The organism is Serratia sp. (in: enterobacteria) (assembly GCF_052400455.1).
Taxonomy (GTDB): domain Bacteria; phylum Pseudomonadota; class Gammaproteobacteria; order Enterobacterales; family Enterobacteriaceae; genus Serratia; species Serratia ureilytica.
In genome coordinates, this window is sequence record NZ_CP185812.1 from 4,664,494 (window position 1) to 4,677,808 (window position 13,315).

Annotated in this window: 19 protein-coding genes; 5 read left to right on the plus strand and 14 right to left on the minus strand. The window is 54.2% G+C overall.

Going from position 1 to position 13,315, the window contains the following annotated elements; all coding sequences use genetic code 11:
* Positions 1-2 precede the first annotated feature (2 nt).
* From ACORQT_RS22345 to dprA, 3 genes are read right to left on the minus strand one after another with little or no spacing between them, the layout of a single operon-like run.
* Positions 3-548, minus strand: a complete 546-nt coding sequence (locus tag ACORQT_RS22345; protein WP_042785481.1) for a DNA topoisomerase family protein — start codon at positions 546-548, stop codon at positions 3-5.
* Positions 549-573: 25 nt separating this feature from the next.
* Positions 574-1,047 (minus strand): DUF494 family protein Smg, encoded by a 474-nt coding sequence (smg, locus tag ACORQT_RS22350; protein WP_025160381.1) that lies wholly within the window; start codon positions 1,045-1,047, stop codon positions 574-576.
* A complete protein-coding gene (gene dprA, locus ACORQT_RS22355) occupies positions 1,019-2,140 on the minus strand; it encodes a DNA-protecting protein DprA (RefSeq protein ID WP_164058092.1) in 1,122 nt (373 codons plus the stop codon). Before dprA ends, smg begins: the two co-directional genes overlap by 29 nt.
* A gap of 133 nt (positions 2,141-2,273) precedes the next feature.
* Here dprA and def point away from each other — a divergent pair, with 133 nt between their 5' ends.
* From def to mscL, 5 genes are all read left to right on the plus strand, one after another.
* Positions 2,274-2,783, plus strand: a complete 510-nt coding sequence (def, locus tag ACORQT_RS22360; protein ID WP_015379260.1) for a peptide deformylase — start codon at positions 2,274-2,276, stop codon at positions 2,781-2,783.
* 17 nt (positions 2,784-2,800) lie between these two features.
* Positions 2,801-3,745, plus strand: coding sequence for a methionyl-tRNA formyltransferase (gene fmt / locus ACORQT_RS22365; protein ID WP_033645239.1), 945 nt, complete (start codon positions 2,801-2,803; stop codon positions 3,743-3,745).
* 72 nt (positions 3,746-3,817) lie between these two features.
* On the plus strand, positions 3,818-5,107 hold the full coding sequence (gene rsmB / locus ACORQT_RS22370; RefSeq protein ID WP_033645240.1) for a 16S rRNA (cytosine(967)-C(5))-methyltransferase RsmB: 1,290 nt from the start codon (positions 3,818-3,820) through the stop codon (positions 5,105-5,107).
* Positions 5,108-5,160: 53 nt separating this feature from the next.
* Positions 5,161-6,537 (plus strand): Trk system potassium transporter TrkA, encoded by a 1,377-nt coding sequence (trkA, locus tag ACORQT_RS22375; protein WP_004929716.1) that lies wholly within the window; start codon positions 5,161-5,163, stop codon positions 6,535-6,537.
* Positions 6,538-6,674: 137 nt separating this feature from the next.
* Positions 6,675-7,091 (plus strand): large-conductance mechanosensitive channel protein MscL, encoded by a 417-nt coding sequence (mscL, locus tag ACORQT_RS22380; RefSeq protein WP_046898646.1) that lies wholly within the window; start codon positions 6,675-6,677, stop codon positions 7,089-7,091.
* Positions 7,092-7,149: 58 nt separating this feature from the next.
* Here the strand turns inward: mscL and ACORQT_RS22385 are convergent, their stop codons facing one another.
* From ACORQT_RS22385 to rplO, 11 genes are all read right to left on the minus strand, one after another.
* Positions 7,150-7,356 carry an alternative ribosome-rescue factor A gene (locus ACORQT_RS22385; RefSeq protein ID WP_004929720.1) on the minus strand — a complete coding sequence of 69 codons (207 nt, stop codon included), beginning with the start codon at positions 7,354-7,356 and terminating at the stop codon, positions 7,150-7,152.
* Between the two features lie 74 nt (positions 7,357-7,430).
* A complete protein-coding gene (zntR, locus tag ACORQT_RS22390) occupies positions 7,431-7,862 on the minus strand; it encodes a Zn(2+)-responsive transcriptional regulator (RefSeq protein ID WP_016930321.1) in 432 nt (143 codons plus the stop codon).
* Positions 7,862-8,236 carry a DUF1992 domain-containing protein gene (locus ACORQT_RS22395; protein WP_033645242.1) on the minus strand — a complete coding sequence of 125 codons (375 nt, stop codon included), beginning with the start codon at positions 8,234-8,236 and terminating at the stop codon, positions 7,862-7,864. Before ACORQT_RS22395 ends, zntR begins: the two co-directional genes overlap by 1 nt.
* A 148-nt stretch (positions 8,237-8,384) precedes the next feature.
* A complete protein-coding gene (gene rplQ / locus ACORQT_RS22400; RefSeq protein WP_004929726.1) occupies positions 8,385-8,774 on the minus strand; it encodes a 50S ribosomal protein L17 in 390 nt (129 codons plus the stop codon).
* A 40-nt stretch (positions 8,775-8,814) separates the two neighbouring features.
* Positions 8,815-9,804, minus strand: a complete 990-nt coding sequence (locus ACORQT_RS22405) for a DNA-directed RNA polymerase subunit alpha (protein WP_002919219.1) — start codon at positions 9,802-9,804, stop codon at positions 8,815-8,817.
* A gap of 25 nt (positions 9,805-9,829) precedes the next feature.
* A complete protein-coding gene (gene rpsD, locus ACORQT_RS22410) occupies positions 9,830-10,450 on the minus strand; it encodes a 30S ribosomal protein S4 (protein WP_004929729.1) in 621 nt (206 codons plus the stop codon).
* A gap of 30 nt (positions 10,451-10,480) precedes the next feature.
* Entirely contained in the window at positions 10,481-10,870 is a 390-nt protein-coding gene (gene rpsK, locus ACORQT_RS22415; protein ID WP_004929731.1) for a 30S ribosomal protein S11, read from the minus strand.
* Positions 10,871-10,886: 16 nt separating this feature from the next.
* Complete coding sequence (gene rpsM / locus ACORQT_RS22420) at positions 10,887-11,243, minus strand: 30S ribosomal protein S13 (protein WP_004929734.1); 357 nt, start codon at positions 11,241-11,243, stop codon at positions 10,887-10,889.
* Between the two features lie 148 nt (positions 11,244-11,391).
* Entirely contained in the window at positions 11,392-11,508 is a 117-nt protein-coding gene (rpmJ, locus tag ACORQT_RS22425; RefSeq protein ID WP_002227352.1) for a 50S ribosomal protein L36, read from the minus strand.
* Between the two features lie 33 nt (positions 11,509-11,541).
* Positions 11,542-12,873 carry a preprotein translocase subunit SecY gene (gene secY, locus ACORQT_RS22430; protein ID WP_004929740.1) on the minus strand — a complete coding sequence of 444 codons (1,332 nt, stop codon included), beginning with the start codon at positions 12,871-12,873 and terminating at the stop codon, positions 11,542-11,544.
* 7 nt (positions 12,874-12,880) lie between these two features.
* Positions 12,881-13,315, minus strand: a complete 435-nt coding sequence (gene rplO / locus ACORQT_RS22435; RefSeq protein WP_004929742.1) for a 50S ribosomal protein L15 — start codon at positions 13,313-13,315, stop codon at positions 12,881-12,883.

Here is a 13,315-nt window from a genome sequence, read left to right on the forward strand (position 1 = left end):
GATTATTCTGTAGTCGCGACGGGTTTTCCGCACAGCTTGCTGGCACAGCACAGGACGGGGCCTTTTGCCGTGCGCTTTTCCATCAGCAGCGGATAATGGCAATAGGCGCACTCACCGGCGACAGGTTTAACATTGAGGGCAAACTGGCATTCCGGGTAACGATCGCAGGAATGAAAAACTTTGCCGTAACGCGACTTGCGCTGCAGCAGTTTGCCTTGGCCGCACTGCGGACAGGTAATGGCGGTTTCGTCAGGCTTATCGATCACTTCAGTGTGATCACACTGCGGATAATCGCTGCAGCCGATAAACATGCCATAGCGCCCCTGGCGCAGCACCAACGTCGCCTGACATTGCGGGCACTGTTGCCCATCCAAGACCTTAACGATATGTCCATCGGCCTGCGCTTTCAGCGGCCGAATATATTGGCATTCAGGGTACTGGGAACAGCCGAGGAAGGGGCCGTGGCGACCGCTACGGATCACCAGTTCGGCCCCGCATTCCGGACAGGGTTCATTTTGCCTGGCGGCAAAAATCGCGTTTTTTGTCATAACGTCTTCTATGCGCGTTATCGGCTCAATGCAGATAACCTTCGTTCACTTCAAACAACAGTTCTTCCATTTGCTGATAGGCGCTTTCATATCCGGGGATATTAAACAGCACCATCAACACGACCCATTTCAGATCTTCGAGATCGAATTCCGCATTATCCAAAGCCATAACGCGGTCGATAACCATTTCACGGGTTTCGAGGTTCAATACCTGAATCTGTTCCAGGAACAGGAGAAAACCACGGCAGCCGGCGTCCAGACGTGCGCCTTCTTCTTCGGTGTAGATCCGCATTGCCAGCGGATCGGCATCCATAAAGTAAGGGGCATTTTGACCCTCTTGCAGGTCAGCCAACTTCTCAAGCCAATTCAACGCGTTGTAGATATCATCCCGATGAAACCCCGCCTGAGCGAGATCATCGGTCAGTTGATCCTGATCGACGCGCATCTCTGGTTCATTGTGGATATAAGTTTCAAACAAGTACATGAGTACGTCGAACATGGCTTGCCCTCCTTATTCGGACATAGCCGCCGGGTACAGCTGCGATCCACCCTGCTAACTCCAGCTCGAGTAACTTGATTACCACCACTGGCACAGGTTGGCCGGCACGTTCAGCGACGACGTCAACAGGTGTCACCTCATCTCCTACGTTAGCCAACACATCGCCAAATGGCAATTCAACTTCAGCCTGCGACGCACAAATAGTTGTATTTTCGTTCAGTGACAGCCATTGAAGGCCGCTTCCCAGCAATTCGGCGATATCTTTCGGCCCGGTGACCAGATGCGCGCCCTGCTGGATTAACCAATGCGTCCCCTCACTCATCGGGTTTCCTAATGGCCCAGGCAAGGCGAACACCTCACGCCCCTGCTCCAACGCGTAGCGAGCCGTCACCAGGGTACCGCTGCGCAGCGAAGCTTCTATGACCAGAACCCCCAGGCTGAGCCCGCTGATAATGCGGTTACGGCGTGGGAAATGGTCGGCCAGAGGCAAATCGGTGACTAAATGATCTGAAATCACGGCGCCGCCCTGCTCGACTATCTTCTCCGCGAGCCGGCGGTGCCGGCGCGGATAGATATTGCCCAGCCCGCTGCCCAACACCGCAATCGTGCAGCCATCGGCCGCCAGCGCCGCACGATGGCAAATGCCGTCGATGCCGATCGCCAAACCGCTGGTGATGGTGAAACCGCAACGCGCCAACTCCTCGGCGAAATGGTTCGCCCAACGCTCGCCGTAATGACTGAACTGCCGGCTGCCGACCATAGCGAGCTGAGGTTGCAACAGCACCCGAGGATCGCCCTCGATCAGCAGAAACAGCGGCGCGTCGTCGATCTGAGCCAGGCTTTCAGGATAGCCGGGCGCCCCATAGTTCAGCATACGGTGCGCCGGCTCCTCCAGCCAACGCAGGGTGGCCGCCAGATAGACAGGATCCACTCGGTTGAACTGTGCCTGCTGCCGTTCGTTCAATCCCAGCTCATGCAACACGCGGCGAGGCTCGCCACTCATTTGCGATAACTGTCGCACGAGCCGACTGGCCACGCCGGTCTGTAGCCCCGTGACTCCCCGCATCCGTAAAGCGATCTCTTCCGGCCGCATCGTCTGTTCCCTCAGCAAAAACGGTGGTATTGCCAATCTGAGCAATTGGTGCGCAATGCTGTCAATCAGGTCGGGAAATGTCTAGAATAGAGGTTAAACCTCGTTCATTACTCGGATACAGATCTAAAGATATATGTCAGTCTTGCAGGTATTACATTTCCCAGACGAGCGTCTGCGCAAAGTCGCAGCGCCGGTAAAAGAAGTCAATGCAGATATCCAGCGCATCGTGGATGATATGTTTGAAACCATGTACGCAGAGGAAGGCATTGGCTTGGCTGCGACTCAGGTGGATATCCATCAGCGCATTATCGTGATCGACGTCTCCGAGAATCGCGATCAGCGCCTGGTGCTGATCAACCCGGAGCTGCTGGAAAAGAGCGGCGAAACCGGCATCGAGGAAGGCTGTCTTTCCATTCCCGAGCAGCGTGCGCTGGTGCCGCGCGCCGCGCAGGTGAAGATCCGCGCGCTGGATCGCGAAGGCAAACCTTTCGAGCTGGAAGCGGACGATCTGCTGGCGATCTGCATCCAGCACGAGATGGATCACCTGATGGGTAAACTGTTCGTCGATTACCTGTCGCCGCTCAAGCGTCAGCGCATTCGTCAGAAACTGGAAAAAATGGCCAAGCTTCAAGCCCGCGCCTAACCGATCAGGAAATCAACGTGTCTGACTCTTTACGGATTATTTTCGCCGGAACACCAGACTTCGCAGCGCGTCATCTTGACGCGCTGTTGTCATCTGAGCACCAGATTGTCGGCGTATTCACTCAACCCGACCGTCCGGCAGGCCGCGGCAACAAGTTAACGCCCAGCCCGGTCAAAATGCTGGCCGAACAACACCAATTGCCGGTATTTCAGCCTAAATCGCTGCGCCCCGAAGAGAACCAGCGTCTGGTAGCGGATCTCAACGCCGACGTGATGGTGGTGGTTGCCTACGGGTTGATTCTGCCGCAAGCGGTGCTGGATATGCCGCGTCTTGGCTGCATCAACGTACATGGTTCGCTGCTGCCTCGCTGGCGCGGCGCGGCGCCGATCCAGCGTTCGCTCTGGGCCGGTGACAGCGAAACCGGCGTGACCATCATGCAGATGGATGTCGGTCTCGATACCGGTGACATGATGCACAAGATCGCCTGCCCGATTGAGAGCAGCGATACCAGTGCCAGCCTCTACGACAAGCTGGCGCAGCTCGGCCCGCAGGGCATGCTGACAACGCTGCGCCAAATGGCCGACGGCAGCGCCACCCGCGAAGTGCAGGACGAGTCGCAGGTCACCTACGCCGAGAAGCTGAGCAAAGAAGAAGCTCGCCTGGATTGGACACTGTCCGCCGCACAGCTGGAGCGTTGCATCCGCGCCTTCAACCCTTGGCCGATAAGCTACTTCACCATCGATGAGCAACCGGTGAAAGTGTGGCAGGCCAGCGTAATGGCGGAAAGCGCCAACGCGGAGCCGGGCACCGTTGTCCATGCCGACAAGCACGGCATTCAGGTGGCGACCGCCGACGGTATCCTCAATCTGATCCAACTGCAGCCCGCCGGCAAGAAACCGATGTCGGCGCAAGACCTGTTAAATTCACGTCGTGAATGGTTTACCCCGGGTAACCGGCTGTAAGTCACCCCACTGCCCGGCCGTTCATCGCCGGGCCGTTATTTTCTTAATGCCGATCGTTATCAGCTTCAGCCTATGAAAAATAATTACAATCTCCGCAGCATCGCTGCCAAAGCCATCGGCCAGGTGCTGGATCAAGGGCAGTCACTGAGTACTGTCCTGCCGGCGCTGCAAACCTCCATCAGCGATAAAGACCGCGGGTTGCTGCAGGAACTGTGCTTCGGCACGTTACGCGTACTGCCGCAGCTCGAATGGTGCATTCAGCAATTAATGGCCAAACCGCTGACCGGCAAGCAACGTACACTTCACTATTTGCTGATGGTCGGCTTGTATCAGCTGCTGTATACCCGTATCCCGGCGCACGCCGTACTCGCAGAAACCGTGGAAGGTGCGGTGGCGCTGAAACGCCCACAGTTAAAAGGTTTGATTAACGGCGTCTTGCGGCAATTCCAGCGCCAGCAGGAAGAACTTCTGCAGCGCGCCGCCAACAATGACAGCCGCTACCTGCACCCGAGCTGGTTGCTGAAACGCATCCAACAGGCTTATCCCGCCAACTGGCAGCAGATCGTCGACGCCAATAACCAGAAGCCGCCGATGTGGCTGCGCGTCAACCGCCTGCATCACACCCGTGAGGCTTACCTGCAGCTGCTGACCGACGCCGGCATCGCCGCGGAGCCTCATGCAGACTATGCCGACGCCGTGCGGTTGCTGGCACCTTGTGCCGTGACCGATCTGCCAGGGTTCGCCGACGGCTGGGTCACCGTGCAAGATGCCTCAGCCCAAGGCTGTGTTGATCTGCTGGATCCACAAGACGGTGAACAGATCCTCGATTTGTGCGCCGCGCCCGGCGGCAAAACCACGCATATTCTGGAAGCGGCGCCGAAAGCACAGGTTATGGCCGTCGATATCGACGAACAGCGTCTGGCGCGGGTGAAAGAAAACCTGCAGCGTCTGCGTTTGCACGCAGAGGTTAAACTGGGCGATGGCCGCACACCGCAGCAATGGTGCGGTGACAAGCAGTTCGACCGTATCCTGCTGGACGCGCCTTGTTCGGCCACCGGCGTGATCCGCCGTCATCCCGACATCAAATGGCTGCGCCGCGATCGCGACATCGCCGAACTCGCCGCCCTGCAGGCCGATATCCTGGAAGCCGTCTGGCCGCATCTGAAATCAGGCGGCGTGATGGTTTACGCAACCTGCTCTATTCTGCCGGATGAAAACAGTAGCCAGATCGCCGCGTTCTTGCAGCGCCATGCCGATGCCAAGCTGGTTGAAACCGGCGATGCGCAGCGGCCGGGACGGCAGAATATCCCGCATCCCGAGGACGGCGATGGCTTCTTTTACGCTAAGCTGATTAAAATGTAATTCTTCAGGGTGCCCACGCGCCCTAAGTCTTTCAGTGTGAAGCAGAGAACACGATGAAAATAATTATTCTTGGTGCCGGGCAGGTTGGCGGGACGCTGGCGGAAAACCTGGTAGGTGAAAACAACGATATCACCGTCGTCGATACCGACTCCGGCCGGTTGCGTCAGCTGCAGGATAAATTCGATCTGCGAGTGGTTCAGGGACATGGTTCTCACCCCCGGGTGCTGCGCGAAGCCGGCGCAGAAGACGCCGACATGCTGGTCGCCGTCACCAACTCCGACGAAACCAACATGATCGCCTGCCAGATCGCCTATTCTCTGTTTAATACCCCCAACCGTATCGCCCGTATCCGCGCGCCGGAATATATCCGCGAGTCGGAGAAACTGTTCCTGCCGGAAGCGGTGCCGATCGACCATCTGATTTCGCCGGAGCAGCTGGTCATCGACTATATCTACAAGCTGATTGAATACCCCGGCGCGCTGCAGGTGGTCAACTTCGCCGAAGGCAAGGTCAGCATCGCCGCGGTTAAAGCCTATTACGGCGGCCCGCTGGTCGGCAATGCGCTCTCTTCGATGCGCGAACACATGCCGCATATCGACACTCGCGTCGCCGCCATTTTCCGCCAGGATCGGCCGATTCGTCCGCAAGGCTCGACCATTATCGAAGCCGGTGATGAAGTGTTCTTCGTTGCCGCCTCACAGCACATTCGCGCGGTGATGAGCGAACTGCAACGGCTGGAAAAACCTTATAAGCGCATCATGATCGTCGGCGGCGGCAACGTCGGCGCCGGCCTGGCCGCCAAGCTGGAGAAAGACTATAACGTCAAACTCATTGAGCGCAATCAGCAACGTGCCGCCGAACTGGCCGAGCAGTTGCACGATACCATCGTGTTCTATGGCGATGCCTCCGACCAGGAACTGCTGGCCGAAGAGCACGTCGAGCAGGTGGATGTCTTCATCGCCATCACCAACGACGATGAGGCCAACATCATGTCGGCCATGCTGGCCAAGCGCATGGGCGCCAAGAAAGTGATGGTCTTGATCCAGCGGCGCGCCTATGTCGATCTGGTGCAAGGCAGCGTGATCGATATTGCCATTTCACCGCAGCAGGCAACCATCTCCGCGCTGCTTGGGCATGTGCGCAAAGCGGATATCGTCAGCGTTTCATCGCTGCGCCGCGGCGTGGCGGAAGCGATCGAGGCGATTGCCCACGGCGATGAAAGCACGTCCAAAGTGGTTGGCCGCATCGTTGAAGATATCAAGCTGCCACCGGGTACCACCATCGGCGCTATCGTTCGTGGCGACGACGTCATCATCGCTAACGGCAACAGCAAAATCGAACAGGGCGATCATGTCATCATGTTTATTACCGACAAGAAATTCGTGCCGGACGTTGAACGCCTGTTCCAACCGAGCCCGTTCTTCTTGTAGAACGAATTTATTTGGTGATGGTCTATAATCGCGTAGTTGTTCTCTGCCTTGAGAGGAGATAAAACTTCTCTCCTTTTGTGGCAAAGGGAAATTGCTTTGTTAAACTTGAGTTATTAATTCTGCAAGGGGTGCGTTCTATGAGTATGTTGAAAGAGTTTCGCGAATTTGCCATGCGCGGCAACGTGGTCGATCTGGCCGTCGGTGTGATTATCGGCGCCGCGTTCGGCAAGATTGTTTCATCCTTCGTCGCTGATATCATCATGCCTCCGCTGGGCTTACTGATCGGCGGTGTCGACTTTAAACAGTTCCATCTGGTATTACGTGAAGCTCAGGGCACCGTACCGGCGGTGGTAATGAACTACGGTTCATTCATCCAAACCGTATTTGACTTCGTGATTGTCGCCTTCGCCATCTTCCTGGCGATTAAATTGATGAACAAAATGCGCCGCAAACAAGAAGAAGCTCCGGCAGCGCCGCCAGAACCTACTGCAGAAGAGAAACTGCTGACGGAAATCCGTGATTTGCTGAGCCATCAACAGCAGCCAAAACTGTAAGACAGCATTTGGTTATGCCAATAAAAAGCCACCGGATGAAGGTGGCTTTTTTAATGCCTTAAAACCAGAAGGCCAGTGGTAAATTATCGTTTGATAGTTTGCCACTGGCCTCCCAGTTACCGCCTTTGTTGTGTTTTTCTTTACGTCGATAGCTGCCTTTGCCTTTCACATTCTTTTCTACCCGCTGACGGAATAGCGGGTCATGCAGCAGCGCCTCAATGGCGTTATCTTGAATCTGGCCTTTGGTGTGACGATATTTCGTCATGATAATGCTCCTGTAAAATATGAGGGATAAAACGGGGCGATAATACTGCCGGCGATATAAAAATTAAAGTGCCGTCAGCAACCTTTTTTGCCTTTGTCATCGCTGGCGCCCTGTTCCAAAGCTTCCAGGATCGAACAGTAGTTGCTGGTATGGGCGGTACCGCAGCAGGCGTCGCTCAGCCGTTTCAACGATTCACGCATCCGGGTCAGCTCCGCCAACTTGCTTTCCACTTCGCTCAGGCGCGCATCAACGATAGACTTCGATTCCTGGCAGGTGTGATGTTCCGGATCGACCCGGATCGACAGCAGCTCGGCGATCGTTTCCAGAGTAAAGCCTAACTGCTTGGCATAGCGGATAAAACGCAGCCGCTGCAGATCCTGCTCGGTGTACAGCCGATAACCGCCTTCAGTACGGACATTGTGATCCATCATGCCCTGCTTTTCATAGTAACGCACGGTATCCGGCGTCACTTCGGCAAGCTTGGCCAACTGACCTATCTTGAACATTACTTCTCCTCTCGGGTGAGTTTACCGTCCAGCGCACGCTGATATTCGCCATGCAAGAAGTCCGTGCTCATTCCAGCGTGACGTAACCGATGTTCCAGCAGCGCCATGCGCTTGCTGAGATCGACATAGTCCGGATGCTCACTGTTGATCCCTTGCAGTAAGTGAGCAACGGTTAATGCCTCTTTGCGATCTTCCAGCGCCGGCGGCAGATAACCGGCATTTTTCAGCAGGCGGTAACCGGCGCGTAGCTCAGCAGGCACCGCGCTGTCATCGTCCAGCACGAGCGGTTGTCCCTGGCCGGGCAGATTGTCGAACTCGCCTTTATCCTGGGCATCAAGGATATGACGTTCCGCCCATTGGTCGAGCAACCCCATAACAGACAGCCTCAGTGAGCTTATTGAATGAGTCTAAGCATAACGGATAGGAGCGGGGATCTTAAGCACGACGGGGGAATTGAGCACATTTGGCTGGATTTGGACGTAAAAAAACCGGGCAAGCCCGGTTTTTTTACGCGTCTACAGATTACTCTGCAGTTGCTACTTCTGCTTGAGACTCAGCACGATCAACCAGCTCGATGTATGCCATCGGCGCGTTGTCGCCTGCGCGGAAGCCACACTTCAGAATGCGAGTGTAACCACCGGCACGGCTCGCGAAACGCGGGCCCAGCTCGTTAAACAGTTTTGCCACGATCTCGTTATCACGAGTACGGGCGAATGCCAGACGACGATTAGCTACGCTGTCGGTCTTGGCAAGAGTAATCAGCGGCTCAACAACGCGACGCAGCTCTTTTGCTTTTGGCAGGGTCGTCTTGATGATCTCATGACGAACCAAAGAGCCGGCCATGTTACGGAACATAGCCTGGCGATGGCTGCTGTTACGGTTCAGTTGACGACCACTCTTACGATGGCGCATGACCTTATCCTTCTCAGTAAAACCTTAACCTGTGATCCGGTTACTCGTCAGCAATGCTTGCCGGCGGCCAGTTTTCCAGGCGCATGCCCAGAGACAGACCACGTGAGGCCAGCACGTCTTTAATCTCGGTAAGAGATTTTTTACCCAGGTTTGGCGTTTTCAGCAACTCAACCTCGGTACGCTGTACCAGATCACCGATGTAGTGGATAGCTTCTGCCTTGAGGCAGTTAGCAGAGCGGACAGTCAATTCCAGATCGTCAACAGGGCGCAGCAAGATCGGATCGAATTCCGGTTTCTCTTCTTTAACTTCCGGCTGACGTACATCACGCAGGTCAACGAAAGCTTCAAGTTGTTCAGCCAGAATGGTGGCCGCACGGCGGATCGCCTCTTCAGGATCGATCGTGCCATTGGTCTCCATCTCGATGACCAGCTTATCCAAGTCAGTACGCTGTTCTACACGCGCAGCTTCAACATTGTAGGCGATACGCTCTACAGGGCTGTAGCAGGCGTCAACCAACAGACGACCGATTGGGCGCTCATCTTCTTCCGAATGAATTCGGGCAGAAGCCGGCACATAACCGCGACCGCGCTGAACTTTGATACGCATGCTGATAGCCGCGTTCTCATCAGTCAGGTGGCAGATCACGTGCTGAGGCTTGACGATTTCGACATCACCATCATGGGTGATGTCGGCAGCGGTCACAGGGCCAATGCCAGATTTATTCAGGGTAAGAATAACTTCGTCTTTGCCTTGAACTCTCACCGCCAGCCCTTTCAGGTTGAGCAGGATCTCCAGGATATCTTCCTGTACGCCTTCTTTGGTGCTGTACTCATGCAGTACACCATCAATCTCAACCTCGGTCACCGCGCAACCCGGCATAGATGAAAGCAGAATACGGCGCAGTGCGTTGCCAAGAGTATGGCCAAAGCCACGCTCTAAAGGCTCAAGGGTCACCTTGGCGTGCGTCGAACTGACTTGCTCGATATCTACCAGGCGCGGTTTTAGAAACTCTGTCACAGAACCCTGCATTGTGTCCTCTCTTTGGTACTAAGCTTTACTTGGAGTAAAGCTCGACGATCAGGTGTTCGTTAATGTCCGCAGACAGATCGGTACGTTCAGGCATACGCTTGAACACGCCTTCCATCTTAGCAGCATCAACTTCCAGCCAAGTCGGCTTTTCACGCTGCTCAGCCAGCTCCAGAGAAGCTTTAACACGAGACTGCTTTTTAGCTTTCTCGCGGATGCTGACTACGTCATTCGGAGATACCTGATAAGAAGCGATGTTAACAACGCGACCGTTTACCATAACTGCTTTGTGGCTAACCAGCTGACGTGACTCTGCACGAGTAGCGCCGAAGCCCATACGGTAAACAACGTTGTCCAGACGACCTTCCAGCAGCTGCAACAGGTTTTCACCGGTGTTGCCCTTCAGGCGGGTTGCTTCTTTGTAATAGTTACGGAATTGACGCTCCAGAATGCCGTACATACGGCGAACTTTCTGCTTCTCACGCAACTGAACACCGTAATCAGACAGACGCGGTTTACGCGCACCGTGCTGACCAGGTGCTTGTTCAATTTTACACTTGGAATCAATCGCGCGAACGCCAGACTTAAGGAACAGGTCTGTGCCCTCACGACGGCTCAGCTTGAGCTTAGGACCCAAATATCTTGCCATTTTCTTTCTCCAACAATCCTAAAAGCTGCGTTACACGCGGCGCTTTTTCGGCGGACGACAACCGTTATGAGGGATCGGAGTCACATCAGTAATATTAGTGATGCGGAAACCAGCCGCGTTCAGAGCGCGGATAGTAGACTCACGACCAGGACCAGGTCCTTTAACCATAACTTCCAGGTTCTTGATACCGTATTCTTTTACTGCGTCAGCACAACGTTCTGCTGCAACCTGTGCTGCGAACGGAGTGGACTTACGAGAACCACGGAAACCGGAACCACCGGCTGTTGCCCAACCCAAAGCATTACCCTGACGATCAGTGATGGTAACGATGGTGTTGTTGAAAGAAGCATGGATATGAGCCACGCCGTCAGAGACTTGCTTTCTTACACGCTTACGTGTACGAACAGGTGCCTTTGCCATTATTCAATAACCCCGATTATTTCTTGATCGGCTTGCGCGGACCCTTACGGGTACGAGCGTTGGTCTTGGTGCGCTGACCGCGTACCGGCAGACCACGACGATGACGCAAACCACGATAGCAACCAAGGTCCATAAGACGCTTGATGCTCAGGGTAATTTCACGACGCAAATCACCCTCAACGGTGTATTTGGCAACTGCATCACGAAGCTTTTCGATTTGCTCTTCAGACAGCTCACTGATCTTAACATTTTCAGCAATACCCGTGGATGCACAGATAGCCTGTGAACGGGTTTTACCGATACCGAAGATCGACGTTAAGGCGATAACGGTATGTTTATGATCAGGAATGTTAATGCCTGCTATACGGGCCACTATGCACTCCTACTATTTTATACAGCAACACCATTCTGAAAAGCCCGTTTTCAGGATACTCAAATAATGTTGCAGTGCGACATACAAAAGATTGGCTGGCTAATCTAGCCAGCTCAACCCAACTTTGCAAGAAAAATATGCGAGATAATCAGCCTTGACGCTGTTTATGCTTCGGCTCGGCGCTGCAAATCACACGAACGACACCGTTACGCTTAACGATTTTGCAGTTACGACATAATTTCTTGACGGAAGCACGAACTTTCATTTTTACTCTCCGTAACTTCTCAAACGAATCTGACTAGCGGTTATAGCCTTTCAGATTTGCTTTCTTCAATGCAGACTCGTACTGACTTGACATCATCAGAGTTTGCACTTGAGCCATAAAGTCCATGATGACGACAACCACGATCAGTAGCGAGGTACCACCAAAGTAGAATGGTACTTTCATTGCATCACGCATGAACTCCGGGATCAGGCAGATGAAAGTAATGTACATCGCGCCCACCAGGGTTAAACGCGTCATTACTTTATCGATATACTTCGCCGTTTGCTCTCCCGGACGAATTCCTGGTACGAAGGCACCGGACTTCTTCAGGTTATCTGCTGTCTCACGCGGGTTGAATACCAACGCCGTGTAGAAGAAACAGAAGAAGATGATTGCAGACGCATAGAGTAACACATAAAGCGGTTGCCCTGGCTGCAAATACAGCGAAATCGTAGTCAGCCAGTTCCAACCGGTACCGCCCCCAAACCATGATGCAATCGTGGCCGGGAACAGAATAATGCTGGAAGCGAAAATCGCCGGGATAACACCCGCCATGTTCACTTTCAACGGTAAGTGTGTACTCTGTGCTGCATAAACACGACGACCTTGTTGACGCTTCGCATAGTTAACGACGATACGACGTTGACCACGCTCGATGAAAACAACGAAGAAGGTTACTGCAAACACCAATACTGCAACCAACAGCAGCAGGAGGAAGTGCAGGTCGCCTTGCCGCGCTTGCTCGATAGTATGGGCCACTGCCGGCGGGAGCCCCGCTACAATACCCGCGAAGATAATGATCGAGATACCGTTGCCGATACCGCGCTCAGTAATCTGCTCACCCAGCCACATCAGGAACATTGTCCCGGTGACCAAGCTCACAACCGCAGTAAAGTAGAATGCAAAGCCTGGGTTTAACACCAGGCCCTGCATACCAGGCATATTCGGCAGACCGGTAGCAATACCGATCGACTGGAATATGGCCAATACCAGCGTACCGTAACGGGTGTACTGACTAATCTTGCGACGGCCAGCCTCCCCTTCTTTCTTGATTTCCGCCAACGCCGGATGAACCACCGTCAGCAGCTGGATAATGATCGACGCCGAAATATACGGCATGATCCCCAGAGCAAAGATAGAAGCACGGCTGAGGGCACCACCAGAGAACATGTTAAACATTTCAATGATAGTGCCTCTCTGCTGCTCAAGCAATTTGGCAAGCACAGTGGCATCGATACCAGGAATCGGAATGAAAGAGCCGATGCGGAAGACAATCAGCGCGCCGATGACAAACAAAAGTCTGCGCTTCAGCTCGCCGAGCCCGCCTTTAGCACTTTGAAAATCTAATCCTGGTTGCTTAGCCATCTGCTACTTATTCCTCAATTTTACCGCCAGCAGCCTCGATAGCAGCACGAGCGCCTTTGGTGACACGCAGACCACGCAGGGTTACCGGACGAGCGACTTCGCCAGAAAGTACAACTTTCGCGAATTCGATCTGGACACCAACTACGTTAGCGGCTTTCAGCGCGTTCAGGTCGATAACATCGCCTTCAACCAGAGCCAGTTCAGACAGACGAACTTCTGCCGTGATCATCGCTTTGCGTGAAGTGAAGCCGAATTTCGGCAGACGACGGTACAGAGGCATCTGACCACCTTCGAAACCACGACGTACGCCACCGCCAGAACGAGACTTCTGACCTTTGTGACCACGGCCGCCGGTTTTACCCAGGCCAGAACCAATACCACGACCTACACGCTTAGGCGCATGCTTGGCACCTTCAGCCGGAGACAGAGTATTTAAACGCAT